At 69.7% G+C, this 25,567-nt stretch carries 21 protein-coding genes; 11 read left to right on the plus strand and 10 right to left on the minus strand.

Going from position 1 to position 25,567, the window contains the following annotated elements:
- Positions 1-61: 61 nt before the first annotated feature.
- Positions 62-691 carry a hypothetical protein gene (locus AB1046_RS22250; RefSeq protein ID WP_369371459.1) on the plus strand — a complete coding sequence of 210 codons (630 nt, stop codon included), beginning with the start codon at positions 62-64 and terminating at the stop codon, positions 689-691.
- Between the two features lie 34 nt (positions 692-725).
- On the opposite strand, the gene AB1046_RS22255 is transcribed toward AB1046_RS22250, so the two are convergent.
- From AB1046_RS22255 to AB1046_RS22265, 3 genes are all read right to left on the minus strand, one after another.
- Positions 726-1,778: an ImmA/IrrE family metallo-endopeptidase gene (locus AB1046_RS22255; RefSeq protein WP_369371460.1), complete on the minus strand. Its 1,053-nt coding sequence runs from the start codon at positions 1,776-1,778 to the stop codon at positions 726-728.
- Positions 1,779-1,790: 12 nt separating this feature from the next.
- Positions 1,791-2,084, minus strand: coding sequence for a type II toxin-antitoxin system RelE/ParE family toxin (locus tag AB1046_RS22260; protein WP_369371461.1), 294 nt, complete (start codon positions 2,082-2,084; stop codon positions 1,791-1,793).
- Positions 2,085-2,368: 284 nt separating this feature from the next.
- Positions 2,369-3,169: a siderophore-interacting protein gene (locus tag AB1046_RS22265; RefSeq protein WP_369371462.1), complete on the minus strand. Its 801-nt coding sequence runs from the start codon at positions 3,167-3,169 to the stop codon at positions 2,369-2,371.
- Between the two features lie 154 nt (positions 3,170-3,323).
- On the opposite strand from AB1046_RS22265, the gene AB1046_RS22270 reads away from it, so the two are divergent.
- Positions 3,324-4,490 carry a nucleotide sugar dehydrogenase gene (locus tag AB1046_RS22270; RefSeq protein ID WP_369371463.1) on the plus strand — a complete coding sequence of 389 codons (1,167 nt, stop codon included), beginning with the start codon at positions 3,324-3,326 and terminating at the stop codon, positions 4,488-4,490.
- A gap of 44 nt (positions 4,491-4,534) precedes the next feature.
- The gene (rfbB, locus tag AB1046_RS22275; RefSeq protein WP_369371464.1) at positions 4,535-5,530 is read left to right on the plus strand and encodes a dTDP-glucose 4,6-dehydratase; all 996 of its coding nucleotides are present in this window, start codon (positions 4,535-4,537) and stop codon (positions 5,528-5,530) included.
- 1 nt (position 5,531) lies between these two features.
- Here the strand turns inward: rfbB and rfbC are convergent, their stop codons facing one another.
- The gene (rfbC, locus tag AB1046_RS22280) at positions 5,532-6,146 is read right to left on the minus strand and encodes a dTDP-4-dehydrorhamnose 3,5-epimerase (RefSeq protein WP_369371465.1); all 615 of its coding nucleotides are present in this window, start codon (positions 6,144-6,146) and stop codon (positions 5,532-5,534) included.
- A gap of 54 nt (positions 6,147-6,200) precedes the next feature.
- Here rfbC and rfbD point away from each other — a divergent pair, with 54 nt between their 5' ends.
- The gene (gene rfbD, locus AB1046_RS22285; RefSeq protein ID WP_369371466.1) at positions 6,201-7,073 is read left to right on the plus strand and encodes a dTDP-4-dehydrorhamnose reductase; all 873 of its coding nucleotides are present in this window, start codon (positions 6,201-6,203) and stop codon (positions 7,071-7,073) included.
- A gap of 11 nt (positions 7,074-7,084) precedes the next feature.
- Here rfbD and rfbA read toward each other — a convergent pair whose 3' ends face one another.
- Complete coding sequence (rfbA, locus tag AB1046_RS22290) at positions 7,085-7,948, minus strand: glucose-1-phosphate thymidylyltransferase RfbA (protein ID WP_369371467.1); 864 nt, start codon at positions 7,946-7,948, stop codon at positions 7,085-7,087.
- Positions 7,949-8,074: 126 nt separating this feature from the next.
- Here rfbA and AB1046_RS22295 point away from each other — a divergent pair, with 126 nt between their 5' ends.
- Positions 8,075-9,157, plus strand: coding sequence for an LCP family protein (locus AB1046_RS22295; RefSeq protein WP_369371468.1), 1,083 nt, complete (start codon positions 8,075-8,077; stop codon positions 9,155-9,157).
- Between the two features lie 36 nt (positions 9,158-9,193).
- Here the strand turns inward: AB1046_RS22295 and AB1046_RS22300 are convergent, their stop codons facing one another.
- Positions 9,194-11,617, minus strand: coding sequence for a polysaccharide lyase 8 family protein (locus AB1046_RS22300; RefSeq protein ID WP_369371469.1), 2,424 nt, complete (start codon positions 11,615-11,617; stop codon positions 9,194-9,196).
- A 226-nt stretch (positions 11,618-11,843) separates the two neighbouring features.
- Between AB1046_RS22300 and AB1046_RS22305 the strand changes: the two genes are divergently transcribed.
- From AB1046_RS22305 to AB1046_RS22330, 6 genes are all read left to right on the plus strand, one after another.
- Positions 11,844-13,757 (plus strand): glycosyltransferase, encoded by a 1,914-nt coding sequence (locus AB1046_RS22305; RefSeq protein ID WP_369371470.1) that lies wholly within the window; start codon positions 11,844-11,846, stop codon positions 13,755-13,757.
- 7 nt (positions 13,758-13,764) lie between these two features.
- Positions 13,765-15,018 (plus strand): UDP-N-acetyl-D-mannosamine dehydrogenase, encoded by a 1,254-nt coding sequence (gene wecC, locus AB1046_RS22310; RefSeq protein WP_369371471.1) that lies wholly within the window; start codon positions 13,765-13,767, stop codon positions 15,016-15,018.
- A 64-nt stretch (positions 15,019-15,082) separates the two neighbouring features.
- Positions 15,083-17,950, plus strand: coding sequence for a glycosyltransferase family 2 protein (locus tag AB1046_RS22315; protein ID WP_369371472.1), 2,868 nt, complete (start codon positions 15,083-15,085; stop codon positions 17,948-17,950).
- A 479-nt stretch (positions 17,951-18,429) separates the two neighbouring features.
- Positions 18,430-19,476, plus strand: a complete 1,047-nt coding sequence (locus tag AB1046_RS22320; RefSeq protein WP_369371473.1) for a polysaccharide pyruvyl transferase family protein — start codon at positions 18,430-18,432, stop codon at positions 19,474-19,476.
- A 1-nt stretch (position 19,477) separates the two neighbouring features.
- Complete coding sequence (locus AB1046_RS22325) at positions 19,478-20,539, plus strand: glycosyltransferase (RefSeq protein WP_369371474.1); 1,062 nt, start codon at positions 19,478-19,480, stop codon at positions 20,537-20,539.
- A complete protein-coding gene (locus tag AB1046_RS22330) occupies positions 20,536-21,903 on the plus strand; it encodes a hypothetical protein (protein WP_369371475.1) in 1,368 nt (455 codons plus the stop codon). The genes AB1046_RS22325 and AB1046_RS22330 overlap by 4 nt, the downstream gene beginning before the upstream one ends.
- On the opposite strand, the gene AB1046_RS22335 is transcribed toward AB1046_RS22330, so the two are convergent.
- The 4 genes from AB1046_RS22335 to AB1046_RS22350 are packed head-to-tail and all read right to left on the minus strand — an operon-like array spanning position 21,904 to position 25,566.
- Positions 21,904-23,028: a hypothetical protein gene (locus tag AB1046_RS22335; protein ID WP_369371476.1), complete on the minus strand. Its 1,125-nt coding sequence runs from the start codon at positions 23,026-23,028 to the stop codon at positions 21,904-21,906.
- On the minus strand, positions 23,025-24,044 hold the full coding sequence (locus AB1046_RS22340; protein ID WP_369371477.1) for a GSCFA domain-containing protein: 1,020 nt from the start codon (positions 24,042-24,044) through the stop codon (positions 23,025-23,027). The genes AB1046_RS22335 and AB1046_RS22340 overlap by 4 nt, the downstream gene beginning before the upstream one ends.
- 51 nt (positions 24,045-24,095) lie before the next feature.
- Positions 24,096-24,917: a hypothetical protein gene (locus tag AB1046_RS22345; protein WP_369371478.1), complete on the minus strand. Its 822-nt coding sequence runs from the start codon at positions 24,915-24,917 to the stop codon at positions 24,096-24,098.
- The gene (locus AB1046_RS22350; protein ID WP_369371479.1) at positions 24,889-25,566 is read right to left on the minus strand and encodes a sulfotransferase; all 678 of its coding nucleotides are present in this window, start codon (positions 25,564-25,566) and stop codon (positions 24,889-24,891) included. The genes AB1046_RS22345 and AB1046_RS22350 overlap by 29 nt, the downstream gene beginning before the upstream one ends.
- Position 25,567 lies beyond the last annotated feature (1 nt).

Consider the following 25,567-nt stretch of genomic DNA (forward strand, 5'->3'; position numbering starts at 1 on the left):
GGTGGCCAGAGCGTAGTGCCCCTGGGTTACGCCCCGACGACGTCTCGGTAGGCTCCCGGACATGTCTGCGCAACAACCTGCTGACCAGGACTTTTCGCCGGTGCTGCCCACCGAGCCGGGCACGCTCGTCGGCAGCCGGATGAGCAAGTGGGACGGCACCCCGCACTGGCGGTTCGACGCCGTCTATCTAGGCACGGACGAGCACGGCGTGTGGCTCGGCTACCGGCCCGGCACGCACTTCAGCAGGCCGGGTCGCGAGTACCGCACGAAGAGTCCCGGGCTCCTGGTCTTCGGCGATGTCGGCTGGGTCGCCGACATCTACCGGGACCACCCGCGGGGTGCCCGCCTGTACATCGACCTCACCACGGTTCCGCAGTGGCGTGCAATGCCCGACGCCGGGACGCCCGACGCCGGCCCCGTGTTCGAGGTGACGGCCGTCGACATGGACCTCGACGTGCTGGCCTACGAGCCGGGCACCGAGCGGGCCAGGACCCGGGGCGAGTCGTTCATCGACGACGAGGACGAGTTCGCGGAGCACACCGCGCGGTACGGCTACCCGCCCGACGTCGTCGCACGCGTCCGTGCGGATGCCGACGCCCTGCTCGCCGCGGTGCGCGCCGGCGAGCCGCCCTACGACGACACGACGGCGAAGCACTGGTTCGCGGTGCTCGACGATCTAGCAATTTCGTGACTGAGGTTCATCGCCGCGCAGCAGAGTTTCCCACTCAGCCTTCAAATTCAAAGTGCACCTTGAGGTCGTGACCCCATGCGTAGTCGTCGGTGAGTCGTTGGGCGCGGGCAAGAACAATGCCCGGTGAAACACCCAGTTGTTCGGCGAGCTTCTTGATTGCTCCTTTATTGCGCCCACGCGGCAACAAATCTTCGTACTCAGTCGGTATCAACGATTCAGCCGCAAACGTATCGGCCTCTCTCTCGAGCACGTCTCTCTCGACCGCGAGGTATAGGCCGTTGTGCGGATGTAGCAGGACGTGACCCAGTTCATGGAACAGCGTGAACCAGAGTTGATCGTCTGTCTTTCCGCGCAGAGAGAGTTGAACGAGTGGTCGGCTGTGTATCCAGCGCGTCGCCCCAAACACGCCCAGTCCTGGAATGGGTGGGACGATCACAAATGCGACTCCGGCGCGGCTTAGAATATCGCGCGCTCTCGAGATGTAAGTGTTTGGGTCTTCTCGCGTCAGGGCTCGCAGGTAAGGGATGGCGCTCCTGAGTTCTTCGTGATTATGGGGCGGGAGCTCCAGGATCTCAACCCGCTGCTCACCGATCGCTAGCCAGGTCGACAGTGACTCCGGGCAGGCGCTCCTGACTGCGACCTTTCGGTATGCGACGGCTCCAGAGGACCATGTCGAATACCAGGCATCAAGATCGGCAACACCGAAGAAGGTAGAAAGTTGGCGGACAAGCTCTGCTTTGTCATGTGCCGTAGCGGTGATAAGGCCCCATTTTCGCAAGTAAGCGAGTGGAAACTTCGTAGCCCGCTCGTATTGTGCGCGTAGAACCGACTCGGCGTTTAGTCGTGCTCGATCTTCTTGGTAGAGGGCCTCGATCTGGTTCCACCGACGTGCGGGCACACCTGTGACACTCTCAAGGCCTAGTGCGCTGTCGTGAGAGAGTCCTACCTTACCGCTCAGTAGCTCGCTCACGTGCTTCCGAGACACCCCAAGCCGCCTGGAAAGTTCCGCAGCACTCATGTCATTATCCTCGAGCCATTCGGCGATGAATTCGCCCGTGGCAACTGCATAGTCGCGCTGCATCGTCATCATCCACTCCCCTCAGTGGTAGTCCTCAACGTCGACGACCATGGCCGACTCTGCGTCATGCGTGGCAGCGCTGACGATCAGGCGGTAGTTCCGGTTGAGTCTTGCGGACCACTTTGATCGGTCGCTCACAAGCTGCTCCCATCGTCCTGGGCCATCAAGGACCTCGGACATGACACTCGCTGTTTCCAATTCGACGAGCCGCATGCCGATCTTCGTTGCCAGCTCGCGGCCGTACGCGCGCACGAGTGCCTGCTCAGACTTGAAGAGCTTCTCGAGCCGCCTGTTCGGATACTGCACGTCGACCATGGTTGTTACCTTAAGGGTAACAGTCAGTCGCGCAACCGGAGCCTGGCAGTGTTCGATGCCAGTTACAATCCCGTCACAGTTGCAACCATGCAGTGAGCCAGGCTGCGACGATCTGAATCCACCTAAGTGGTGGAGCGCCGCCTGAACGTGTCATGTTGCGGCAAGCGGCTGTGCTGTCGGTTCCGGGAATCGGGCGCGCGCCTGTCGGCGCGTCTTGGATGTGATGCCAGCAGCGAGGCGGTCTTCTAACCGTTGCGCGTGCCGGCGCCGCAGGTGTAACGAGCTCAGTGCGCGCTGAGGACCAGGTCGTCCTGCTCCACCGCGGCACGCCAGTCGGCCTTCTCGGCACGCCAGCGCTCGTCGTCGCGGCCGAGCCGCCAGTAGCCCGACGCCGACAGCAGGTCGCGCGGCACACCGAGCGTCCCGCGCGCCCAGCGGCGCAGGTCCCGGACGCAGCCCGCCTCGCCGTGCAGGAAGGTGTGCGGCACGCCGTCGGGCAGCTCCGCGGCCTGTACGACGTCGGCCACGCTCGCCCCGGTGGACCGGTGCACCCACGTGAGGTGGAGGTCCGCGGCGCTGTTGATCGGCTGCTCCTCCGACGCGTCGGCGACCTCGATGAAGACGTGGGCCACTGCGCCGTCGGGCAGGGCCTCGCACGCCGCCGCGATGGCCGGCAGGGCGGACTCGTCGCCGGCCATGAGGTGCCAGGGGGCGTCGTCGGACGGGGCGTAGTCGCCGCCCGGGCCCACGAAGGAGACCTCTTCGCCCGGCTGGACCCGCTTGGCCCAGGGGCCGCCGTAACCCTCGTCGCCGTGCGTGACGATGTCGATGTCCCAGCTCGTCTCGGCGACGTTCCGGATCGTGTAGGTGCGGAGCACCGGGCGGCCCTCGGGCTCGGGGGACTCGGCCATGACGAGCTTGATGTAACGGTCCGTCTGCGGCGTGGGGTCGACGTCGGCCAGCGACTCGCCGCCGATCGTCACCCGGATCATGTGCGGCGTCAGGTTCCGGACCGCGGTCACGGTAGCCGTCGTGCGGACCCCCTTGCGGGGCTTTCCAGTGGGTGCGTTCGTGGTCTGCGACATGGTGAGGTAAGCCTAACCTCCGGGGCCGCGGGGTGCCGGTGTGGTGTGCGTCACGGTTGCTGAGGCCGAACCGTCACCGAAGGGTCAGCGAACGGCCACCTGCGGCGCTCTAGCATTGATCAGTCATCGGTCCCTTCCTTCTCTGGAGTCCGTCGTGAAGATCGCTGTTGTCGGCACGGGTTACGTCGGTCTGTCCAATGCGGTCCTGCTGGCGCAGCATCACGAGGTGTGGGCGCTGGAGGTGGACCCGGTCAAGGTGGCACAGGTCAACGACCGGGTCTCGCCGATCGCGGACCCGGAGCTGGAGGAGTACCTCGCCGGCAAGGAGCTGAACCTGACGGCGACTCTGGACAAGGACACGGCGTACGCGGGTGCGGGTGTGGTGGTCGTGGCGACGCCCACCAACTACGACGAGGTGGCGAACTTCTTCGACACCTCCTCGGTGGAGTCGGTGGTCGAGGACGTCCTCGCGCGGGAGCCGGAGGCGCTGATCGTCATCAAGTCGACCGTCCCGGTGGGGTTCACCGAGCGGATCCGCGAGGAGTACCCGGGTGCCGCGATCGTCTTCTCCCCGGAGTTCCTGCGCGAGGGCCGGGCGCTGTACGACAACCTGTACCCGTCGCGGATCGTGGTGGGCGACCGGTCGGGGCGGGGCAAGCTGTTCGCCGACCTGCTGCTGGAGGGTGCGCTGGCCAAGGACGTGCCGGTGCTGCTGACCGGTCCGACCGAGGCCGAGGCCATCAAGCTGTTCGCCAACACATACCTCGCGCTGCGGGTCGCCTACTTCAACGAGCTGGACACCTACGCGGTGACGCACGCCCTGGACCCGGCGCAGATCATCGAGGGTGTGGGCCTGGACCCGCGGATCGGGTCGCACTACAACAACCCGTCCTTCGGCTACGGCGGCTACTGCCTGCCCAAGGACACCAAGCAGCTGCTGGCCAACTACGCCGACGTGCCGCAGAACCTGATCAACGCGGTGGTGGAGGCGAACACCACCCGCAAGGACTTCGTGGCCGCCGACATCCTGCGCCGCAACCCGAAGACCGTGGGCGTCTACCGGCTCGTGATGAAGGCCGGGTCGGACAACTTCCGGGCCTCCAGCATCCAGGGCATCATGAAGCGCATCAAGGCCAAGGGCGTCGAGGTCATCGTCTACGAGCCCACCCTGGACGAGGACGAGTTCTACCACTCCGAGGTGGTACGGGACCTGGACGAGCTCAAGTCGCGGGCCGACGTCATCATCGCCAACCGTCGCACCCAGGCGCTGGACGACGTCGCCGAGAAGGTCTACACGCGCGACATCTACGGCCGCGACTGACGCCCGAGCCCTACCCGCCGCGAGCCCTACCCAAGGAGACAGCCATGCAGGTCCTGGTCACCGGCGGCGCCGGTTTCATCGGCGCGAACTTTGTGCACCAGACGGTGCGCGAGCGCCCCGAGGCGCAGGTGACCGTGCTCGACGCCCTGACCTACGCGGGTGACCGCTCCTCGCTCGACGCTGTCGCAGACCGGGTGGAGCTCGTCGAGGGCTCGATCACCGACGGGCCGCTCGTGGACCGGCTCGTGGCTCAGGCCGACCTGGTGGTGCACTTCGCGGCGGAGTCGCACAACGACAACTCGCTGAACGACCCGTCGCCGTTTGTGCAGACCAACCTCGTGGGCACCTTCACGCTGCTGGAGGCGGTGCGCAAGCACGGGGTGCGGTTCCACCACATCTCTACCGACGAGGTCTACGGGGACCTGCCGCTGGGCACCGCGGAGAAGTTCACTGCCGAGACCCCGTACAACCCGTCGTCGCCGTACTCGTCGACGAAGGCGGGCTCCGACCTGCTGGTCCGGGCCTGGGTGCGGTCCTTCGGGGTGCAGGCCACCATCTCGAACTGCTCCAACAACTACGGGCCGTACCAGCACATCGAGAAGTTCATCCCGCGCCAGGTCACCAACCTGATCGACGGCGTGCGCCCCCGCCTCTACGGGGCAGGCCTGAACGTGCGCGACTGGATCCACGTCGAGGACCACAACTCCGCCGTCTGGACCATCATCGAGAAGGGTGCGGTCGGGGAGACCTACCTGATCGGGGCCGACGGCGAGACGAGCAACCTCGATGTGGTGCGGACCCTGCTGGAGATCTTCGGGCGGGACGCCGGCGACTTCGACCACGTGACCGACCGGCCGGGACACGACCTGCGCTACGCGATCGACGCCTCGCGGCTGCGCGACGAGCTGGGGTGGGCGCCCCGGTACACCGACTTCCGGGAGGGGCTGGCGGCGACGGTCGACTGGTACCGCCGGAACGAAGAATGGTGGCGCCCGGCGAAGGCGGCGACCGAGGCCAAGTACGCGGCCTCGGGACAGTAGGTCAGCGTCTGGTCGCTAGGTAGGCGGTAACTGCTTCCATGGTTGGGAGCAGGCCTTGTAGCTGGGCCTCGGCGAGGGTGGGGGCGGCCTCGTCCTTCTCTGACAGGAGCGGGGTCAGGGGCGCGCCGTCGCGGGCGGTGGTTGGCCACTCGATGGCCAGGGCCGGGTCGAGGGGGTGGATGCCGTGCTCGCGGCCCGGGGCGTAGCCCGTGGAGCAGAGGTACAGGACGGTGGAGCCGTCCTCCAGGGACATGAACGCGTGGCCCAGGCCCTCGGGCAGGTAGATGGCGCGGCGGTCGACGTCGTCCAGGAGGACGGCGTCCCACGTGCCGAAGGTGGGTGAGCCCACGCGGATGTCGACGACCACGTCCAGTACTGCACCCTTGGCGCACATCACGTACTTGGCTTGGCTGGGCGGGACGTCCGCGAAGTGGATGCCGCGCAGCACCCCGGCGGCGGAGACCGAGGTGTTGACCTGCGCCAGGTCGAACGAGTGCCCGACGGCGTCAGCGAACGGGCCTGCCTTGAAGGCCTCCAGGAAGAGGCCGCGGGGGTCGCCGAACTGGCGGGGGGTGATCTCGAACGCGCCGGGCACGGCCAGCTCGCGGTACTCCATGAAGCTCCTTGCGTGGTTCGTCGACGGCCCGCAGACCCTGGCTAGGATCCTAGGGTGACCAGCGGACTCAGCACGAAGCAGCGGTGGGTGGTTCTCGGCGCTGCCGGGATGCTCGGCCAGGACATGGTGGCCGTCGCGGCGGCCGCGGGGCACGAGGTGACCGGGCTGCGCCGCGCCGACGTCGACATCACCGACGCCTCAGCGGTGCTCGACGCGGTCGCAGGCTACGACGTCGTCGTCAACTGTGCGGGCTGGACCGCCGTCGACGACGCCGAGACCCACGAGGCCGATGCCTTCGCGATCAACGCGACGGGTGCCGCAAACGTGGCCCGCGCCGCGGCGGCGTCGGGCGCACGGCTGGTCCACGTGTCCACGGACTATGTGTTCGACGGCGGTGCGACCCAGCCCTATGCGGAGGACGCGCCGGTGCGGCCGCGCTCCGCCTACGGGCGGACCAAGGTCGCCGGTGAGTGGGCCGTCCGGGCCCACGCGCCGGACGCGATAGTGGTCCGCACCGCCTGGCTGTACGGCGCGGGCGGGAAGTGCTTCCCGAAGACCATCGCCCGCGTCGCGGGGGAGCGGGACCGCCTCAGCGTCGTCGACGACCAGACGGGCCAGCCCACCTGGACCGCGGACCTGGCGGACCTGATCGAACGACTCGTGACGGCCCATGCTCCGGGCGAGATCTACCACGGGACGTCCTCCGGCCAGGTGACCTGGTGCGGCTTCGCCCGCGAGGTGGTGGCAGCAGCCGGGCTGACGACGCCGGTAGACCCGACGACGAGCGCCGCGTACCAGCTTCCGGCCCCGCGGCCGGCTTACTCCGTGCTGGGCCACGACCGGTTGCGCAAGGTGGGCGTCGAGCCGATCGGCGACTGGGCCGACCGCTGGAAGGCGGCGGCACCGACGGTGCGGGGAGTGTCGTAGGGCCGCCGTCGCTACTCGTCCAGGAGGCTCAGCAGGTAGGTGCCGTAGCCGGACTTCGTGAGCTTCTCCGCGCGGTCCCGCAGGCCGTCGTCGGACAGGAAGCCGCGACGCCAGGCGACCTCCTCCGGGGCGCCGATCTTCATGCCCTGCCGGCGCTCGATGGTGCGCACGTAGTCGGAGGCCTCGAGCAGCGAGTCGAAGGTTCCGGTGTCGAGCCATGCGGTGCCGCGGGGGAGCACCTCGACCTTGAGCCGCCCCTGCTGCAGGTACTCGGCGTTGACGTCGGTGATCTCGTACTCGCCGCGTGCCGAGGGCTTGAGCTCGTCGGCGATGGCGACGACTGAGTTGTCGTAGAAGTACAGCCCGGGTACGGCGAAGTTCGACCGGGGCCGCGCGGGCTTTTCCTCCAGCGACAGGACCGTGCCGTGCTCGTCGAACTCGACCACGCCGTACGCGGTCGGGTCGGCGACGCGGTAGGCGAAGATCGCGCCCCCGTCGAGGCCTGCGAACCGGGTCAGCTGCGTGCCCAGGCCGGGGCCGTAGAAGATGTTGTCGCCCAGCACGAGGGCCACGGAGTCGTCGCCGATGAACTCGGCGCCGAGCACAAACGCCTGGGCGAGGCCGTCCGGGGACGGCTGTGTTGTGTAGCTGATCGATATGCCGAACTGGCTGCCGTCGCCCAGCAACCGCTGGAACTGCTCGGCGTCGTGCGGTGTAGTGATGACCAGGACGTCCCGGATCCCGGCCAGGATCAGCGTCGAGAGCGGGTAGTAGATCATCGGCTTGTCGTAGACCGGGACAAGCTGCTTGCTGATGCCCTGGGTGATCGGGTGCAGGCGGGTGCCGGAGCCGCCGGCCAGAATGATTCCGCGCATGGGCCGGATCGTCTCACGGTCGAGCGGCGCCCGACATGGCAGAGCAACGGGTGGATCGGGCGAACAATGGGGTGAACTTCGCCCGAAAGTAGTGCTTCGGGAGCATCCCGGCTGTACCCAATACCTATGCATGAACCAGATCGTCACGGTGACCTGCTCACCGCACCCGCCGCCGAGTCCGCGCCGCCGATCGCGCCGTCTGAGAGGCCCGCGCGCCGTCGCCCCAGGGGCTTTGTCGCCGCGGTGATCGCCGGCGCTCTGGTGCTCGTCGCAGCCAGCGGTGCCATGGCCCTTCTCGGGTACCGGACGTCGCTCGACGAGAACATCGAGCGCATCGAGGACCCGTTCGCCGGCATCGATCCCGCGACGCGGCCCACCCCGCCGCCCGCGGCGGGTCCCGACGCGCCGGTGAACATCCTGATGCTCGGTTCCGACAGCCGGATCTCGGCCGGCGACCCCGAGGCGTGGGAGTTCGGTGCCCAGCGCACCGACGCGATCCTGCTGCTGCACCTGTCCGCCGACCGGCAGTCCGCGGCGGCGATCTCCATCCCGCGCGACTCCTGGGTGCCCATTCCGGGCTACGGCGAGGCGAAGGTCAACGCGGCGTTCTCCTACGGCGGCCCCAGCCTCATGATCGAGACGGTCGAGAACCTGACGGGGGTACGCATCGACCACTTCGCGGTGGCCGACTTCGAGTCCTTCACGACGCTCACCGACACCCTCGGTGGGGTCGAGATCACCGTGCCCGACGGCGCCGGCGGCTCCGTGGAGCAGAGGATGACCGGCGAGGAGGCGCTCGAGTTCACGCGCGAGCGGTACAACCTGGCGAACGGCGACTTCGGTCGTGTGCAGCGGCAGCAGGCCTGGATGCGGGCCATCGCCGTGCAGGTCACCGAGGACCGGACCGACGTGGTGAAGATGTCCCGCTTCCTCGGGGCCCTCACCAGGTCCGTATCGGTCGACGAGGGCCTGACCATCGACAAGATGCAGGACCTGGTGCTCAGCTCCCGGGAGATCTCGACGGGCGACATCGCCTTCATGACTGCCCCCTACTCGGGCACGGGTCGCAGCGCGGACGGGCAGTCGATAGTCGTGCTGGACCGTGCGGTGTTCGACCCGCTCATGGAGGCCGTGGCCGCCGACGAGGTGCCGGACTTCCTGGCCGCCACACCGGAGGGCATCGACCGGCTGCCGGCCGTGGTGCAGTAGCGCCGTCGCGCACTACCGCCGTCGTGCAGGCACCGGTCAGGCGGTCTCGAGGACCGTGGCGAAGGTCTGCCCGCGCGCGTCCGACAGGTCGACGCGTAGCGTCGAGCCCGCGTCGCCAGGCTCGACCTGGATCCGCGGGTCCGCACTGACCACCTGACCGATGCGGTCGTCGAGCCCGATCCGGACCGTGCCCCGCACGGTCTGGCTCGGGTCGCTGATCGCCACCGAGAGCCTGCTTCCGTCCCGCACGGCCAGCACCGAGACCCTGGTGCGGGCCGTGATGCCGGCGACCGACTGCTCCTCGGTGGACCAGAAGCTGGCCCCGACCGTGTCTCCCCGGCGGACGGCCTGCAGCCCGGGTGTGTTGGAAAGGACCGTCACGGGCGGGTTCGCCGCGTAGTCGCGGACGGTCTCGGGTGACGCGCCGGGCAGCAGGACGTAGGCGTATCGATCGCCCCGCGGCCCGCGCCCGTGGTCGATGCGGAGCGCCAGGTAGTCGTGCTGGATCTCGTCGGCGAAGTCGAAGGCCGGGCTGTGGTTGATGTCGGACCACCGCCCGGTCCGCGACTCCCGCGACGCTGAGACGCGTGCGTCCGCCAGGAAGACGTAGCCGATGTCGGACCCTTCGACGGGCCCCGTCAGGTGCGCCCAGCCCGGGTGATCGAAGGACCTGGCCATCGGCCCGGTCCCGAGGTCGGTCCCGTCGACGACGAACGGCTGGGTTGCGTCCGCGGAGAGCTTGCGGTTCTCGACGACGGTCTCGACGGCGCTGCCGGCCGGCCCCGTGATACCCGCGCCGAGCGCCACTATCTCGTCCCCGAGCAGGAACCAGGACTTCCGGCCCGTCACGGTGTCGGGTGCGCGGACGGGAGTGCGGAACGCCATGGTGGCGAGCCCCGCCTGACCGAGCGAGACGCCGCCGGCCAGCGCCCCCGGGCCGAGCACGTCTGCGTTGCTCCCGTCCGGAGGAGCGCCTGTGGGCACCGTCGTGCCAGGGATGCGAGTGGCGTCCACCGTGGGCCAGAAGCCGTCGTCGAACTGGGCGAGGTCGTCGTCGTACAGGTATGTCGCGCCGCTGCCGGTCCACCAACCGTGCTGGTTCTCGCCGTTGATCGCCTCGTAGGTGGCGATCCGGGAGGACGACATGGCGATCGCGAACGTGAAGCCCGGGCGCCGGTGCACCACCCGATCCATCGCTGCGTACACCCTGGTCCCCTCTGCGGGGGGCGCGGCCGGTACGTCGGAGCCCAGCAGGCGATGGGCGGCAGCGACGGCGGGCACGTTGTCCGTGCCGAGGAACGGGGTGAGCGTGTCCTGCTCGATCGCGTGGCGCGTGACACCCGCCAGGACGTCGCGTCGTTCCGGCGGGGCCAGCTCGGCGAGCGTGAGGAGCGCGCTCATCGCGATCTGGCCGGCATTGTGGTCGGTGGCCAGGCGGGAGATCTCGCGGCCGCGCACCGGACTGAGCAGAGCCCCCTTGTGCAGCCACGGCGCCACGCCGTCGATCGCGAAGTCCACGAGCAGGTCGAGCTGCGCGTCGTCGGCCTGCCAGGAGGAACCCTGCAGCAGCTCGACGAGCCGGACCGAGCTGCCGAGGAACGCGACCCCGTAGCCACCGGTGTACGGATGGCGCCGGTGCTGGACGAACGAGCCGTCGGAGTAGATGCCGTCGCCTGACGTCACGGTGTGGAGCGCGCGCTGCAGACCTGCCCGGGCGGCGTCCAGCTTGGCGCCGTCATCCAGGAGGATGGCGCGCTCGGCAACTACCCGAGACGTCCAGACCAGGTTGGCTCCCGTCATCGAAGGCTCCGGTGTGAACGAGTCGACGGGCGCCAGGTACCGCTCAAGACCGTCGTCCGCCAGCTCGTCACGCAGCAGCAGGCAGATGGAGGTCAGTGAGAGCGGGACGCTGATCTCCCGGTCGAACCAGGGCTCACCCTGTGCGGTCGCGGGGTCGGCATAACGCTCGTGGAGGACGTCGAGACCGTCGACGAGGCTGGTCAGCACGTCGGGATCGTGATGCAGCGTGGCCCCGACCGTCCCGTAGGCCAGCGCGATGGAACCGAGGCGGTCCGCCGTGTGGCGCAGCGACACGGCGCGTGCGCGCCCCGCGCCGTCTAGCGGGAGGTCCGGCCAGACACTCGTTCGGTCTCCGCGCGGAGCCATGTCGGCCAGGGCGTTCCGGGCTGCGGTTTCGACGTTCTCGACCGCTCGGGCGATCTCGGGCACCGACAGGTCTACGCCGCCGCCGGTGAGCTGGGTGTACCAGCGGCTGCGCAGGCGGGCGTACGGGGTAGCCGGAGTGGTCTCGTCGTCCGGGCTCGGGGTGTCGGGCGCGTTCTGGCGCAGAGCCGCGACGCCGATACCGGCACCGGCGACGGCGAGGCCGCTCACGAGCAGCAGCTGCCGGCGGCCGAGGATCAGGCGGCGGCGCGGCCGTTCGTCGTCGGTGGGGGTCATCAAGGTGCGAGGCTACCCGGGGCTTGACCGGAGTAGTCGGCTATTCCGATTGAATTGGTATTGTTAATTGTTTGTTGGATTGGCCGCTTTTCGCCCACTTTGCTATTTCAGGCGGCTCCCAGCCAGTACCATGGGCCGACCGATGACGCATCTCGGGCCCCCGAAATTGGACTGTTCCACGGAAGGTCGGGGGGCGATCTAACTTCTGACCAGGGGACATAGCTACGTGATCGACCGTGTCGAGGGCCGGGTGCGTGCGCTACGCCGAGCCCTCTGGCACATCCGGCACGGCGGTGTGGACCAGCTCCGGACGCACCTGCGCCGGGAACGCGCGGGGCTAGCCCCGCGGCCGGGAACGGCCCGCGTCACGCGCCAGGGCCTGACGTTCGACCCGTGGCCGGCGCTCCCGGCGTCGGCGTCGGCGGACGACCCTGCCGGGCGACGCGCCCTGCGCGTCGGTGTGATCCTCGACGACTTCTCCCGGATGGCGTTCGCCCCCGAGTGGGACCAGGTCCTGCTGTCGCCGACGAGCTGGCGCGCAGACGTGGACGCGGGGCTGGACCTGCTGTTCGTCGAGTCGGCGTGGCACGGCAATCGCGACGGGTGGCAGTACCACCTCACCGGCCCGACGGCGCCCCGCCCCGCCCTTGTGCAGCTCGTCGAGGCGTGCCGCGCCGCGGGGGTGCCGACGGTCTTCTGGAACAAGGAGGACCCGGTCCACTTCGAGGACTTCCTCGACTCGGCCCGGCTGTTCGACCGCGTGTACACGACCGACGTGGGCCGGGTGCCGGCCTACGTCGAGGCGCTCGGCCACGACCGTGTGGGTGTGCTCGAGTTCGCGGCGCAGCCGGCGATCCACAACCCGGTACGGCTCCACGGCGAGGGTCCGCACCGCGACGTGGCGTTCGCCGGGATGTACTTCGCGCACAAGTACCCGGAGCGGCGCGCGCAGATGGACCTGCTGCTCGGCGGCGCGCTCGATGCGTCGGCGAGGATGGAGCACGGCCTCGAGATCTTCTCCCGGTTCCGCGGCGCGGACGAGAAGTACCAGTTCCCGCCGCCGCTGGACCAGCGGGTGGTCGGGTCGCTCGACTACGACCGGATGCTCACCGCGTACCGCGACTACCGGGTCTTCCTGAACGTGAACTCGGTGGTGGACTCCCCGAGCATGTGCGCGCGGCGGATCTTCGAGATCACCGCGAGCGGCACGCCGGTCGTCTCCACGCCGAGCGCCGCCGTGGGGGAGTACTTCCCGGCCGACGAGGTCTTTGTGGTCGCCGACCGGGACTCGGCGGCCGCCACCGTGCGGGCGCTGGTGCGGTCCCCGGAGCTGCGCGATCGTGCGGTGCACAAGGGGCAGCGCCGCATCTGGCGTGAGCACACCTACTCGGCCCGTGCGCGGAAGGTGTTGCACTCGGTGGGCCTGGCCGAGTCCCCGGCGGTCCCGCGACCGACCGTGACGGCCCTGGTCTCGACCAACCGGCCGCACCAGCTTGACCACGTGCTCGGGCAGCTCGGCGCGCAGGACGGCGTGGACCTGCAGGTCGCGCTGCTGACGCACGGGTTCGAGCCCGACGCGGCCGACATCGAGGCGCGCGCGAAGGATGCGGGCGTCCAGGACCTGGTCCTGCGCTCCGCCGGGGCGGAGGTCCCGCTGGGCGACTGCCTCAACCTCCTGCTCGACGCCGCGGACGGCGACGTGGTCGCCAAGATCGACGACGACGACCTGTACGGCCCGCAGTACCTGTCCGACCAGCTCTACGCGCTGGCCTACTCGGGCGCCGACGTGGTGGGCAAGCAGGCGCACTACATGTACCTCGCCGGCCAGGACCTGACGATGCTCAGGTTCGCCGACCGCGAGCACCGGTACACCGACCGGGTCATGGGCCCAACGATTGTCGCGCGCCGGGCGTTGGCCTCAGATGTGCGGTTCTCCGCGGTGTCGCGCGGCGAGGACACGAGGTTCCTGGCGGACGTCGTGGCGGCCGGCGGGGTCGTGTACTCGGCCGACCGATTCAACTTCGTCCAGGTGCGTGGTGCCGCCGGGGTGCGGCACTCCTGGGACGTGTCAGATGCCGAGCTGCTCGCGAGCGGCACGGTCAAGATCTACGGACGTGCGGCTGCGCACGTCATGTTCTGAGGCGCACATGGGAATCAGCACGGTCGCCGTGATCGGCCTGGGCTACATCGGGCTCCCCACGGCCGCGATCCTCGCGGACAGCGGTCTCAGCGTGCTCGGCATCGACATCAACCTCGACACCGTGGACGCCGTGAACCGCGGCGAGGTGCCCTTTGTGGAGCCGGACCTCGCCGGGTACGTCAAGGGCGCGGTCTCCGCCGGGCGGCTCCGGGCGGCTGCGTCGCCCGAGCCGGCCGACGCGTTCATCGTCGCCGTTCCGACGCCGATCGAGGCCGAGCACGAGCCCGACCTGAGCTACATCGAGGCTGCCGCCAGGGCGCTCGCGCCGAAGCTGGCCGGCGGGGAGCTCGTCATCCTCGAGTCGACGTCGCCTCCCGGCGCGACCCGGAAGATGGCCGCCTGGATCCTCGACGAGCGGCCCGACCTGAGCCTCGACGGCGCCGACGACAAGCCGGTGATCCACGTGGCGCACTGCCCGGAACGGGTGCTGCCCGGGCAGGTCATGGTCGAGCTGGTGACCAACGACCGGATAGTCGGCGGCCTGACGCCGGAGGCCGCCGAGCGGGCCCGCGACCTGTACCAGGTGTTCTGCCAGGGCGAGATCCTGCTCACCGACTCCGTCACCGCCGAGACGGCGAAGCTCGTGGAGAACTCGTTCCGCGACGTCAACATCGCGTTCGCCAACGAGCTCTCCATGATCGCCGACCGGATCGGCATCGACGTGTGGGAGCTCATCCGCCTGGCGAACCGCCACCCGCGTGTGAACATCCTGCAGCCCGGCCCGGGCGTGGGCGGGCACTGCATAGCGGTGGACCCGTGGTTCATCGTCGACGCCGCACCCGAGGAGGCGCGCCTCATCCGGACGGCGCGCGAGGTGAACGACGCCAAGCCCCGTTGGGTGCTGCACAAGGTGCTCGACGCCGTGGCCGGGTCGGTGTCGCCGGTGATCGCCGCCTACGGCCTGGCGTTCAAGCCGAACATCGACGACCTGCGCGAATCACCGGCGGTCGAGATCGTGCGGGAGCTGGCGGTGACGTTCCCGCACGCGGAGGTGCTCGTGGTGGAGCCGCACGTGCGGGCGCTCCCGGACCAGCTCGCCGGGTTCGGCAACGTGCGGCTGGTCGATGCCGCCGAGGCGCTCGATCGGGGAGATGTCCAGGTGCTGCTGGTGGACCACACGGCGTTCCGCAGCCTGGTGCGGGAGCTCGTGGCCCAGCAGCTGATCGATACGCGCGGGATGACGTCGGCCCAGCGTGCCTGACGAGGACGCGGCCAGAGGCCGCCTGGAACACGAGCTGGAACACGAGGGGAAGCAGGGGAACTTGATGGGGACTCCCGGAGCACGGGTCGAGCAGACACCGCTCCTGTCGGTAGTGGTGCCGGTCTACGGGGTGGAGAGATACCTCGACGACTGCTTGAACAGCATCCTCGGCCAGGGCGTCCCGCAGGAGATCATCGTCGTCGTCGACGGGTCGCCAGACCGTTCGGTAGTCATCGCGCGGGAGTTCGCGGCTGCGTACGACGAGGTCCGCGTGGTGGAGAATCCCGTCAACGTGGGGCTGGGCGCCGCGCGCAACATCGGCCTCGGCCACGCGCGGGGAACGTACGTGACCTTCCCGGACAGCGACGACATCGTCGCGCCGGGGGCGTACGCGGCGCTGGTCGCCTCGCTCGAGCGGTCCGGCTCGGACTTCGCTACCGCCTACGCGGACGAGTTCGGCACGTCGTCGGGCAGACACCGGTACTGGACCACGCGGCCGGCCGTGTACGACACGGGCGCGGAGGGCGTGACCCTGGCCGACTTCCCGGAGCTGGTCTACGACCACACCGCCTGGACCAAGGTGTTCCGACGCGAGTTCCTGGTGCACCAGGACATCCGGTGGCCCGAGGCCACCAAGTGCGAGGACGTCGTGCCGTCGATGCGTGCCTATGCCAGCGCGGCGGCCTTCGACGTCGTGCCCCAGTGCCTGTATCTGTACCGACGCCGGCCGGGGTCCATCACCACCGGGCTCGCCTCGACCCGGACCATCCTGGAGTGGGCGGTCCAGGTCCGGGAAGCTCTGCGTGTGCTCAAGGGCGCGGACGTGCCGGAAGCGGTCCAGCTCTTCGTGGAGAAGGTGCTGCGCTACGAGGTCGCCTCCCGGATCAAGCCGTTGAGCGTGGCCGATGGCGAGACGCGTGCGACCGTCGCGTCCTTCGTGGCGGAGCTGCTGGAGGCGAGCGACGCCGCGACCCTGCGCAGGGTGCAGCCGGCGACCGTTACGGCGGCCCTGGAGCTGCTGGGCCGGACCGAGCCCGAGACCCCGAGCCCGGCTCCGGCGGCGCACGGGGCTCCAACGGCAAACGCGGGGCCGATGATCTCGGTGGTCCTGCCCACGTTCGACGTCGGCCCGTGGATCGACGCGTGCATCGGTTCCGTGCTGGCGCAGACGATGGGTGACCTCGAGCTGATCGTCGTGGACGATCACTCGACGGACGGCACCTGGGAGAAGGTCCTCGACTGGGCGCGCCGGGACACCCGGGTGGTAGCGGTGCGCAACCCCGGCAGCGGAGGCGCGCAGGCCAGGAACGCCGGGCTCGAGCTGGCCGCCGGCCGGTACGTCATCTTCTGCGACGGCGACGACCTCGTGCCGCGCCACGCCTACCGCTCGCTGCTGGACCTGGCGGAGCACAGCGGGGCCGACGTGACCGTGGGCGGCTTCCAGCGGGTCTGGACCTCGACGACCTGGAGCGACCCCGGGATGTACGGGCTGGACCGCCGGCTCGAGCGGACGACCCTCGACCTCAACCCCCGCCTGATCCGGAACCGGACGTGCTGGAACAGGCTCATCCGCCGGGAGTTCTGGGCCGAGCACAAGCTGCACTTCCCGACCACACCCCGTGGCAACGACATGCTCCCCATGACCGCCGCGATGCTGTTCGCGCAGAGCATCGCCGTGACGCCCGAGGTGGTCTATCACTACCGCGCGCGCCCCGGTGGGAGCTCGATGACGGCGCGCCTCGGCGACGTGCGGTCGCTGATCGGCTACTTCGTGCAGGAACGTCTCTGTGCGGTGCTGGTGGCGGACGACGACAGGAGCATGCTCGCCCGCGAGTACTGGCACGCGGCGCTCGGCTCCGACGCCTGGGCGACGCTCGGGAAGCTGCTGCGGGACGGGCTGGACGATCTCGGCAAGGAGGACCGTGCCGCGGTGTCGGACGCCGTGGCCGGACTCGTCCTGATGGCGCCCTTCGACGCGCTGGAGCGGATCGGCGCGCGGCGCGCTCTGGTCTTCCACCTGGCCGCGCACGGTCACCTCGACCTGGCGCGGATCGTCTGGGAACGCGAGGTCGGCAAGCGACCCGCTGGTGCGCCGGACACGATCTCGGCGCTCGCCGAGGCCCTCTCGACCGCCATGGCCAACGGGATCGACCGGCGCCTGGTCGGGCGGATCTGGCGGGACGAGGTCATGCGCCCGTTCATCGACGCCGCCCATGCCTGGGACGACGAGCTCGCCGAGCGGCTGATGGTGTTCGCGAGCAGGGTCGATCCCGTGGTTCCGCTGCGGTCGACGGCCGCCCCGGCGACGCGAGAGGTGCGCGTCGCGGAGGCGCTGCTGCACGGCGAGGTGAAGGACGTCTGGCGCGAGGCCCAGCGCAACCCTTACAAGTACCGGCCGAAGTTCGCCGCCACCGTCGCGGGGCTGCGGGGCCGGGTGCTGCACCTGAGGGGCGACGGGCCGGTTCGCCCGGGGGTGCGGGTGCTCCGGCTGGAGGCGCTCGGCTCCGAGGGCAAGCGGCGGGACGTGCACCGGCAGCGGCTCTTCGGCCAGGTATCGGTGACCGAGGCGGGCTGGTTCGTCGACGCGGATCTCGCGGCCCTGGAGCCCGGTTACGACTGGCGGCTTCGAGTGGTCGTCGAGGATGCGTTCGGCGAGCTCGAGCTGCCGGTCCGCATCCAGTGGCCGGGCCGTACCTCGTCGCTGAGCGTGGTCCGGCCCATGCGGATCGCGGGTGACCAGGAGCTCGGGCTGCGCACCTTTGCTTCCGGACCGGCACGGGTCGCGACGGCGGTCCGCTGGCGCAGCGTCCGGGTCGGCCGCCGCGCCAAGCAGCTGCGCGTCTATCGCGCCGTCGAGTGGCGCATCCTGCGCGCCCGCAAGATCCGCCAGAAGGCTGCCCTGCAGAACGCGTCCCGGAGAGACAATGCCTGAGCTGAACGACCTGATCATCCAGCCGGACGCCGGTGCGGCCGACGCGCTTCGGGCCGACCGGACCAGCACGCGGATCGCCGGGGTGCCGGTGGTGCACTGGAACCCGATCCGTTCGGGCGCGTCGGTGGCGAACTTCGGCGACGTCCTGGGCCCGGCCATCGTGTCGCGCCTGGTCGGCTCCGCCACCGGCGAGGTCGCGGCCGACGGACCGGCACTCGTGTCGGTCGGGTCGATCCTCCACCTCGCGCCGGAGCGATCCGTCGTGTGGGGCTCCGGGGTGAACGGCAAGCTGCTGGCGGCGACCAAGGACATCCCGGACGACGTCGGGTTCCGCGCCGTCCGGGGGCCGCTGACCCGGCGCTTCCTGTCCGGGCAGGGCTTCGACGTGCCGGAGGTCTACGGCGATCCGGTGCTGCTGCTGGCCGACGTCATGCCCGAGCTGCTCCGGTTCGGCCGGGCTCCGGTGCGGGACGTGCTCTTTGTGCCCAACTTCAACGACAAGGGCGACGTCTCCTCGGCGGCCTGGCAAGTACGAGCTGGAGACCCTCGACCCGCAGGACCACGTGGACTCGGTGCTCCTGCAGATCGCGTCCAGCCGGTTTGTGATCAGCACGTCGCTGCACGCCGTCATCGTCGCGGAGGCGCTCGGGATCCCGGCGCGTTTTGTGCGGTCCCTGCACGAGCACCCGTTCAAGTACCGCGACTACCTCGCCGGCACGGGCCGGGCGTTCGAGCCGATCGCCGGGACGGTCGAGGAGGCGCTCGTGCTCGGAGGCCAGCCCGCCCCCGAGTTCGACGCGGACGCGCTGCTCGAGGCGTTCCCCTGGGAGCTGTGGTCATCGGGCGACGCAGCGCTCTGGGCAGCCGCGCGGCGCGGACCCGAGAGCGCTGACGACCGGGACCGGGCCTGGTTCGCGGCCATGGAGAGCTCGCATGCCGGGTCGGTCGACCGCGCGCGGATCGAGTACCTGCGGCTCCTGCGGGCCTTCATCAACGACGACGGCGACACCGGCGCGGCCGAGCTGGCAGAGCTGCGGCAGTGGCACTACGCCGAGGTCGCGCCGGAGTCGTTGCCGACCGAGCTGCGCAGCCTCGACGCGGCGGTGCGCACGTTCTCCGTCGCGCGGATCGAGCAGGCCGCCCGGCGGGTCCGGGACGGGCTGCGCGCCGTGGCGTACGCCGCGGTGCCGCGTCCGCGGGGGACGGTGCTGAGCCTCGCGCTCCTGCTGGCCGACACGCAGACCCCGATCGCCGAGGTACGGATCAGGAACGAGGCGCTCGGTGAGCAGGTCAGCGTGCCGCAGCACGTGCTGCCCGTCGGGACCGCGCAGCTCGACCTCGACGTCGTCCTGCCGGTCACGTGGGGTGCGGTGGAGGCCGCGCAGTGCCTGGTCTCGGTCGAGTACGACGACGGGAGCGTCCACACGACCGAGCTGACCTGGTCCGAGGCCCTGCCCCGGCTCGCGTCCGAACCGGCACCGGCCAGGCGGCTGACCTTTGCCGGCGCCCAGGAACAGGAGCGCTGACGTGGCGAGGATCAGCGTCTTCCCCTACTGGACCACCAACCCGTACCTGAACATGCTCTACATGGAGGCCCGCTCGCGCGGCTGGCGCGTCGACGGGAAGTGGCGTTACCACGAGCTGCTCAAGGAGCTCGCGGTGCTAGAGGCCGGCGACATCATGCACATCCACTGGACGAGCCCCGTCGCCGAGCGAGTGAAGGACGCGGCGGAGTTCCGGGCGCGCATCGCGCGGCTCGACGGCGCGCTGGCCGACGCCCGGGCCCGCGGGGTGAACGTGTTCTGGACCGTGCACAACACCCTCTCCCACGACTCCGCGTACCACGCCGAGGAGGTCGAGCTCGCGAAGGTGCTCGCCCGCCGGGCGTCGCGGATCGTCATCCTCAACGCGCAGACGCGGAACGTGGTGTCCGAGTACTACGAGCTCCCGGCCGAGAAGGTGCGCCGGGTGCGGCACGCGAGCTACTGGGGCGTCTACGAGCCGTCGCCAGGGCGCCGGGCCGCGCGGCGCCGGATCGGCACCATCCCGCCCGGCGACCTGGTGGTCGGGATAGTGGGCGGCATCCGCCCGTACAAGGGGCTCGGCGACCTCCTGACGGCGGCGGGCCGGCTCGCCGAACGAAATCCCCGCGTCTCGATGCTGCTGGCCGGCGGCACCACTGCGGACGCGATGGCGGAGATCGAGGGGGCGATGCCGGGAAACGTCACGGTGCACCGGCGCCACGGACAGCTCACCGACGACGAGGTGGTCACCTGGGCCTCGGCCTGCGACCTGTTCGCCCTGCCGTACACGCGGATCCTGAACTCGGGGAGCATGCTGCTGGCCGCCACCCTCGGCGTCCCCTGCGTGGTCCCGGGTGAGCCGCACCTGCTCGCGGAGTACGGCGACGAGCCGTGGGTGGAGTTCTTCGACGTCGACGCCACGTCGCGCGTGGACGCGCTGGCCGACGCCGTCGAGCGCGGGCTGGACCGGCAGGGCGGCGCGCGGGCCCGGGCCGCCGAGCAGTTCGCGGCGTCGTACACGATGCACGACATGGCCGTGGACTTCGCGGAGCTGCTGCCGAGATGACCGCGGAAGATCGCACGCCTGATGCCACCGTGACCGAGGTCGGTGCGCTGCCCCGCGGCACCACGGTGCTCCACATCGGCGCGCCCAAGACCGGTACGACGTCGCTCCAGCAGTCGGCGGCCGTATCGCGCGGGCGGCTCCGCGAAGGCGGCGTGACGTACCCGGGCCGGTACGAGAACCACCGCCGGTTCGCGCGGGCGCTGCTCGGCTACCGCAAGGAACCCTGGCTCGCCGAGCCCGCACCCGCCCACTGGGCGACGGGCATCCTGAAGCAGCTCGTGAACAACGAGCGCGACTACGCGCTGGTGAGCAGCGAGGCCTTCTCGACCGCCGGCGCTCGCGACGTCGTGCCGGTCCGGGAGGCGTTCTCGATGCCGACCCACGTGGTGCTGACGCTCCGGCCGCTGCCCGGGATGCTCCTGTCCATGTGGCAGCAGCGAGTCAAGAACGGCGAGTTCGAGCCCCTCGAAGCCTGGCTGGAGAAGGCCTTCCGCGACCTGCCCAGGCTGCACATGCCCGGCGGGGACGTCTTCGACGAGAGCGACGGCACCAACCTCGTCGGACGCTGGGCGGACGCGTTCGGCCCCGAGAACATGACCGTCGTCGTACTGGATCCCACCGACCGCGACCATATCTTCCGGGTCTTCGAGGACCTGCTCGCGCTCCGCCGCGGGACGCTGGAGCGGGTCAGCGCCAACTCGAGCATGAGCGCGGTCGAGACGGAGTTCTTCAGGCAGGCCGCGGAGCGGATCTTCCAGGAGACCGGGGCCCGCGCTCGGCGTGGACTCTTTCACGGTGGCGCGGTCAATGCCGTGATCGCGCAACGCCCCCGGCGAGCGGACGAGCCCTCGCTGCGGGTACCGGAATGGGTCACGAGGGGTGCAGCGACCGCCGCGATGCGGATCGCCGAGCAGATCGAGTCCGCTGGGGTCCGGGTTGTCGGTGACCTCTCCGACCTCGCCGCCGCGGGCCCGGTCGGTGACCCGGCGCCCTTTCCGGAGGAGGTGCCGAGCGACCTTGCCCTGGTCGCGGCCCGCGGCCTGGCCCGACGGGTCGCCCGGCTCCGCGGGGCAGGAGCGGTGACCCCCACGCCGCACGACGCGGAACGCGCCGGAGACCGCGGGCTGAGCGCCGTCGAGGCCGAGCTTCTCGACGCCCTCGGCGAGTACCTGGCGGGCGCTGGAGATCTTGACGCCGCCGCCGTGCGCCAGCTGCACTCGTCGGCCGTCCGGCGGATCCTCGGCGCGCGGACCGCAGGCCCCGTTCCGGTACCGGCTCAGGCCGGCGGGTCGGACCGGATCCCGAGCGACCTCGCTCTGCAGGCTGTCATCGGCGTCTACGAGGGGGCGCAGCGGCTGAGCTGATCACTGGCCCGTCTGCTGCGTCTCCGGTCGCCCCACCAGCGGCTTCGTGTGGTCGGCGGTCCAGCCGGTCGAGCGGGCGAACATACCGAGCAGCGCCTGCACCGCGAAGTCGAGGGGGACGACGTCGGGGTCCGTGAGCGGCTCCTCCTCGGCGGCGGGCACCTGACGCTCGAGCTCCGTCAGGTCTCCGACGACTCGGACCCCCGCCGAACGGACGCTGTCGGCGAGTATCCGCCCGGCCTCGACGCAGGACTCGGCGGCCCAGCCAGGGATCCGCAGCTTGCCCTCGGACTCTGCGGGCTCGCGGCTGGCCAGCAGGCGCTTGACGACGCCGTTGTGCACGAGGTTCCGGTGTTCGAGCGGCGAGGCGTGCCACTTGCCGATGATCTGCTCGTTGAGCCGGTGGACGAGTGCCGCTTCCGCGGCGGACATGCCGCGGTTCGCGCCGGCTCCCACCGGCGGCTCTGACCGCAGCAGTCCGTCGGGGAGCCCGAGCATGGACTCGAAGGTGTCGAGCAGGCGCGTGGGGTGTGCCTTGTCGAGCACGATGACAGTGATGTTCTCGGGGCCCACCGCGGCGGACCATCGTTCGAGGAGACCGTAGCCGTCACGTCGGTGAAAGGCGCCGGACGCCTCCACGCTGGCCGGGTCCTTGAGCACCCGGCGGAGATACGTGTCGAGAGACTCGGTATTTCCCCGCTTGAGGCTCTCCTGCCAGTAGGACGGCACGAACGTGCCGAAGTTACGCAGGACCAGCGTGACGTGCACCGGAACGCGTCCGCGGTCCCCGAGCGCGTCGACCGTCCGGCGCGCCCCGTCCAGGTTCGTCGTACAGATCATCTCGAAGGAGATCAGCGCGCGCCGGGACTCGTGCCGGTCGAGCTCGCGCTCGAGGTTTGTCCACCACTGTTCCTGGGGCGTCGGGTCGGGCAGGTATCCGACCTTCAGCCCGGCGAGCCACGAGGTCGCCTTGTGGTGGTTCTCGCCTCTTCCCGGATAGATGACACCTTCCTTGCGGAGCCTCTTCTTGAGCCGCGAAGCCGCGTACTGCAGCGCCGTCGAGCCGGTCTTCGGCAGGCCGATGTGCAGCAGACGAGCACCGGCCGGGACAGGCTCGACAGTCATCGTCCGAACATCTCCAGGATCATCTCGTCGCACACGACGTCGTCCGCCGACGGCTCCGCCGCAGGTGAGGCAGGTGCCGCCGCCGGGGCGGCGACCTGGGGCGCCGCCCCGGAGACAGCCTCGCCGTGGGCGGTGAAGAACACGTCCATGACCTGCGCGACGCCGGCGGTCGAGACCGACCTGAGGTTGGGCTCGTAGCCGAGTGCCCGCATGGGGTGCGACGAGACAAGCTCGTACGAAGGGAAGTAGTCCAGGAAGTCGTAGGTGTCATAGAGCTCGCTGCATACCGCCCGCAGGATCGACTTCGACGCGATGGTCGCGGAGAGGACATGGTGTCCCGAGGCGGTGGCCGTGAGCGGCACCGGCGACACCGTGACGAGGAAGCGCATCGCCGGGTTCACCGACCTGGCGTACTGGACGAACTCCTTGAAGTCCGCCAGCACCTCGCCGTACCGGAAGTTCACGAAGCGGTGCTGGTCGGCGTCGAACCGGCCGTGCACCGTGCCGGGGCAGGTGGGGTAGACGCTGCCGTCCCCGGTGTTCTCCCACGCCTCCGTGAGGCCGAACGTGAAGACGAACAGGTCGGTCTGGGCGAGCATGGAGTCGACCGCACGCAGGTGGGCGTCGCGGTGGATGCGAAGCTCGTCGAGGCTGGCGAACCCCCGCGGCTCGATCGACGGGCGGTACGGGTCGTAGAAGCGTTCGCCGTCCGTCCAGTACTCGTCCGCCGGGGTGCGCTCCCCGCGGGCGCGGGCAAAGGTCTGCACCAGCTGCCGAGCGCTGTAGATGTTGCCGTAGCGGGCGGAGTAGATCCCGTAGCCGAACTTGCTGTGTGCTTCCTCGGGCAGTGCGACAGGGGCCGGTTCGACATCGATGAACCGGTAGCCCCGCTGCTTGAACTGCTTGCCGATGTGCTGTGCGAAGCAGCTTCCGGCGGCGGTGATCCGGGTCGACCTGGAGATCTCGAAGCGCGGGACGTACACGTCCGCAAGCTCCATGGCGTTGCGCTGGGCCACCGCCTGCTTCCAGAACGCGCGGCTGGGGAGATCCTGGTACGGGTGCACTGGTCAGACTGCCTTTCGGGCGGTGTTCACGTGCTGGGTGACCTCAGCGACGACCAGGTGGCCGTAAACCGCGTTTCCGTGCGACACGTCCGGGGGGTCCGTGGCCCGGACGTGGTACAGGTCCTCCCGCAGGAAGCCGTCGTCGTCGATCGTCTGTGCGGGCGGCTCGATCACGGCGATGCCGCGCCCGTCCAGCCACTCGTGCCAGAGCTCCCTGGAGAGGGCATCGATGTAGAGCGCGAGGTCACGACCGTACTGGGTACGAGCCGCAGGGTGGTCGCGCCGAGGACCGGGCGCGGAGATGGCGAAGAACTCCACTCCGACCTGCTGGAGCTGCTTGAAGAAGACCCGGACGCCGTGGTGGTCACGCTCCACGATGGCCCGCACGACGTCGTAGGAGACCGGGCTCGCTCCGGGGTGCGCCAGGTGCGTGGGGGCGTGCTTCTGCCACATCGGCCGGCGGAAGATCCGCGAGTTGTTGTTGATGTTGCAGAAGCCCCAGAGGCGCTCCGGGGAGACAAAAGGCGTTCCCGAGGACCGGCGAAACTGTTTTCTATAGGTCGGGTTGATGAGCGTCACCTTGCCGTCGACGACCTTGCTGAAGACGTCGGTCTCGATCTGTCCGCTGCCGAACCGGGCGAAGGCAAGCGTGGTGCCGTCGACGGTCCAGCGCTTCTCCTCGCTGCCCTCCGCAGAGCTCGCGCGCGTGGCGAAGTCTGCGTTCTCCATGGCCATGACCATGGAGATGAGGTGCGAGTTACCGGCGATCCACGCGTCGGGCGCGACCGCTGTGCGCTCAGTAGGAGTGCTTGTGATTGAGGACATCGTTGACACGATCCTTGTCGAACGGTTCGCCGAGCCACTTGAACAGGCTAATCAGCGAGCTGGGGTCGGCGGTGTAGTCGTTGTAGTGCACCCGGTGGGTGCGCTTCGGGTAGGCGGCCTCCAGCTCGGCGAACTGGACCTCTGCGCGGTCGAGGATGGCGGCGCCGTTCTCGCGGTCCTTCCACCACTTGCTCGCCAGCACGTCGGCGTGGTCGCGGGTATTGATGACGAACCGTGCCCGGGGGAAGAGGCGGATCAGGAAGTCGGCGTAGGCCCGCCAGTTGGAGTGCACCCACCGGATCTCCTTGAACCCGGTCACCCGGGTTCCTGCCGGGGGCTGCAGCAGCGATGCCAGCACGAGCGACCGCAACAGCGCGAGAGTCGTCGCGTCCGAGAACTGATGAATACCGAACCAGGGGTGCGACGGTGTGTCCGGAGCCTTCTTGTTCGGGTCAGTGTGCTCGCGGTGCGCCTTGTCGAGCGTGTTGAAGTACGCGAACAGGCTGTACAAGGAATCGCCGTTCTCGCCGCGGATCACGTAGCCGGGGATCGAGTTGAGGATCCCCTGGAGCAGCGTCGAGCCGGATCGTCCATAGGTGACGATGAAGACGCAACCGAGAGGGTCGTGCGCCGTGGGTGAGTCGTGCACG

The organism is Promicromonospora sp. Populi, from assembly GCF_041081105.1.
Lineage (GTDB): Bacteria > Actinomycetota > Actinomycetes > Actinomycetales > Cellulomonadaceae > Promicromonospora.

What these genes read in the sequence shown, in the direction of transcription:
- AB1046_RS22250 (WP_369371459.1), top strand. Translation starts at nt 62, where the DNA reads ATGTCTGCGCAACAACCTGCTGACCAGGACTTTTCGCCGGTGCTGCCC.
- AB1046_RS22255 (WP_369371460.1), bottom strand. Translation starts at nt 1,778, where the DNA reads ATGACGATGCAGCGCGACTATGCAGTTGCCACGGGCGAATTCATCGCC.
- AB1046_RS22260 (WP_369371461.1), bottom strand. Translation starts at nt 2,084, where the DNA reads ATGGTCGACGTGCAGTATCCGAACAGGCGGCTCGAGAAGCTCTTCAAG.
- AB1046_RS22265 (WP_369371462.1), bottom strand. Translation starts at nt 3,169, where the DNA reads ATGTCGCAGACCACGAACGCACCCACTGGAAAGCCCCGCAAGGGGGTC.
- rfbB (WP_369371464.1), top strand. Translation starts at nt 4,535, where the DNA reads ATGCAGGTCCTGGTCACCGGCGGCGCCGGTTTCATCGGCGCGAACTTT.
- rfbC (WP_369371465.1), bottom strand. Translation starts at nt 6,146, where the DNA reads ATGGAGTACCGCGAGCTGGCCGTGCCCGGCGCGTTCGAGATCACCCCC.
- rfbA (WP_369371467.1), bottom strand. Translation starts at nt 7,948, where the DNA reads ATGCGCGGAATCATTCTGGCCGGCGGCTCCGGCACCCGCCTGCACCCG.
- AB1046_RS22295 (WP_369371468.1), top strand. Translation starts at nt 8,075, where the DNA reads ATGCATGAACCAGATCGTCACGGTGACCTGCTCACCGCACCCGCCGCC.
- AB1046_RS22300 (WP_369371469.1), bottom strand. Translation starts at nt 11,617, where the DNA reads ATGACCCCCACCGACGACGAACGGCCGCGCCGCCGCCTGATCCTCGGC.
- wecC (WP_369371471.1), top strand. Translation starts at nt 13,765, where the DNA reads ATGGGAATCAGCACGGTCGCCGTGATCGGCCTGGGCTACATCGGGCTC.
- AB1046_RS22315 (WP_369371472.1), top strand. Translation starts at nt 15,083, where the DNA reads ATGGGGACTCCCGGAGCACGGGTCGAGCAGACACCGCTCCTGTCGGTA.
- AB1046_RS22330 (WP_369371475.1), top strand. Translation starts at nt 20,536, where the DNA reads ATGACCGCGGAAGATCGCACGCCTGATGCCACCGTGACCGAGGTCGGT.
- AB1046_RS22335 (WP_369371476.1), bottom strand. Translation starts at nt 23,028, where the DNA reads ATGACTGTCGAGCCTGTCCCGGCCGGTGCTCGTCTGCTGCACATCGGC.
- AB1046_RS22345 (WP_369371478.1), bottom strand. Translation starts at nt 24,917, where the DNA reads ATGTCCTCAATCACAAGCACTCCTACTGAGCGCACAGCGGTCGCGCCC.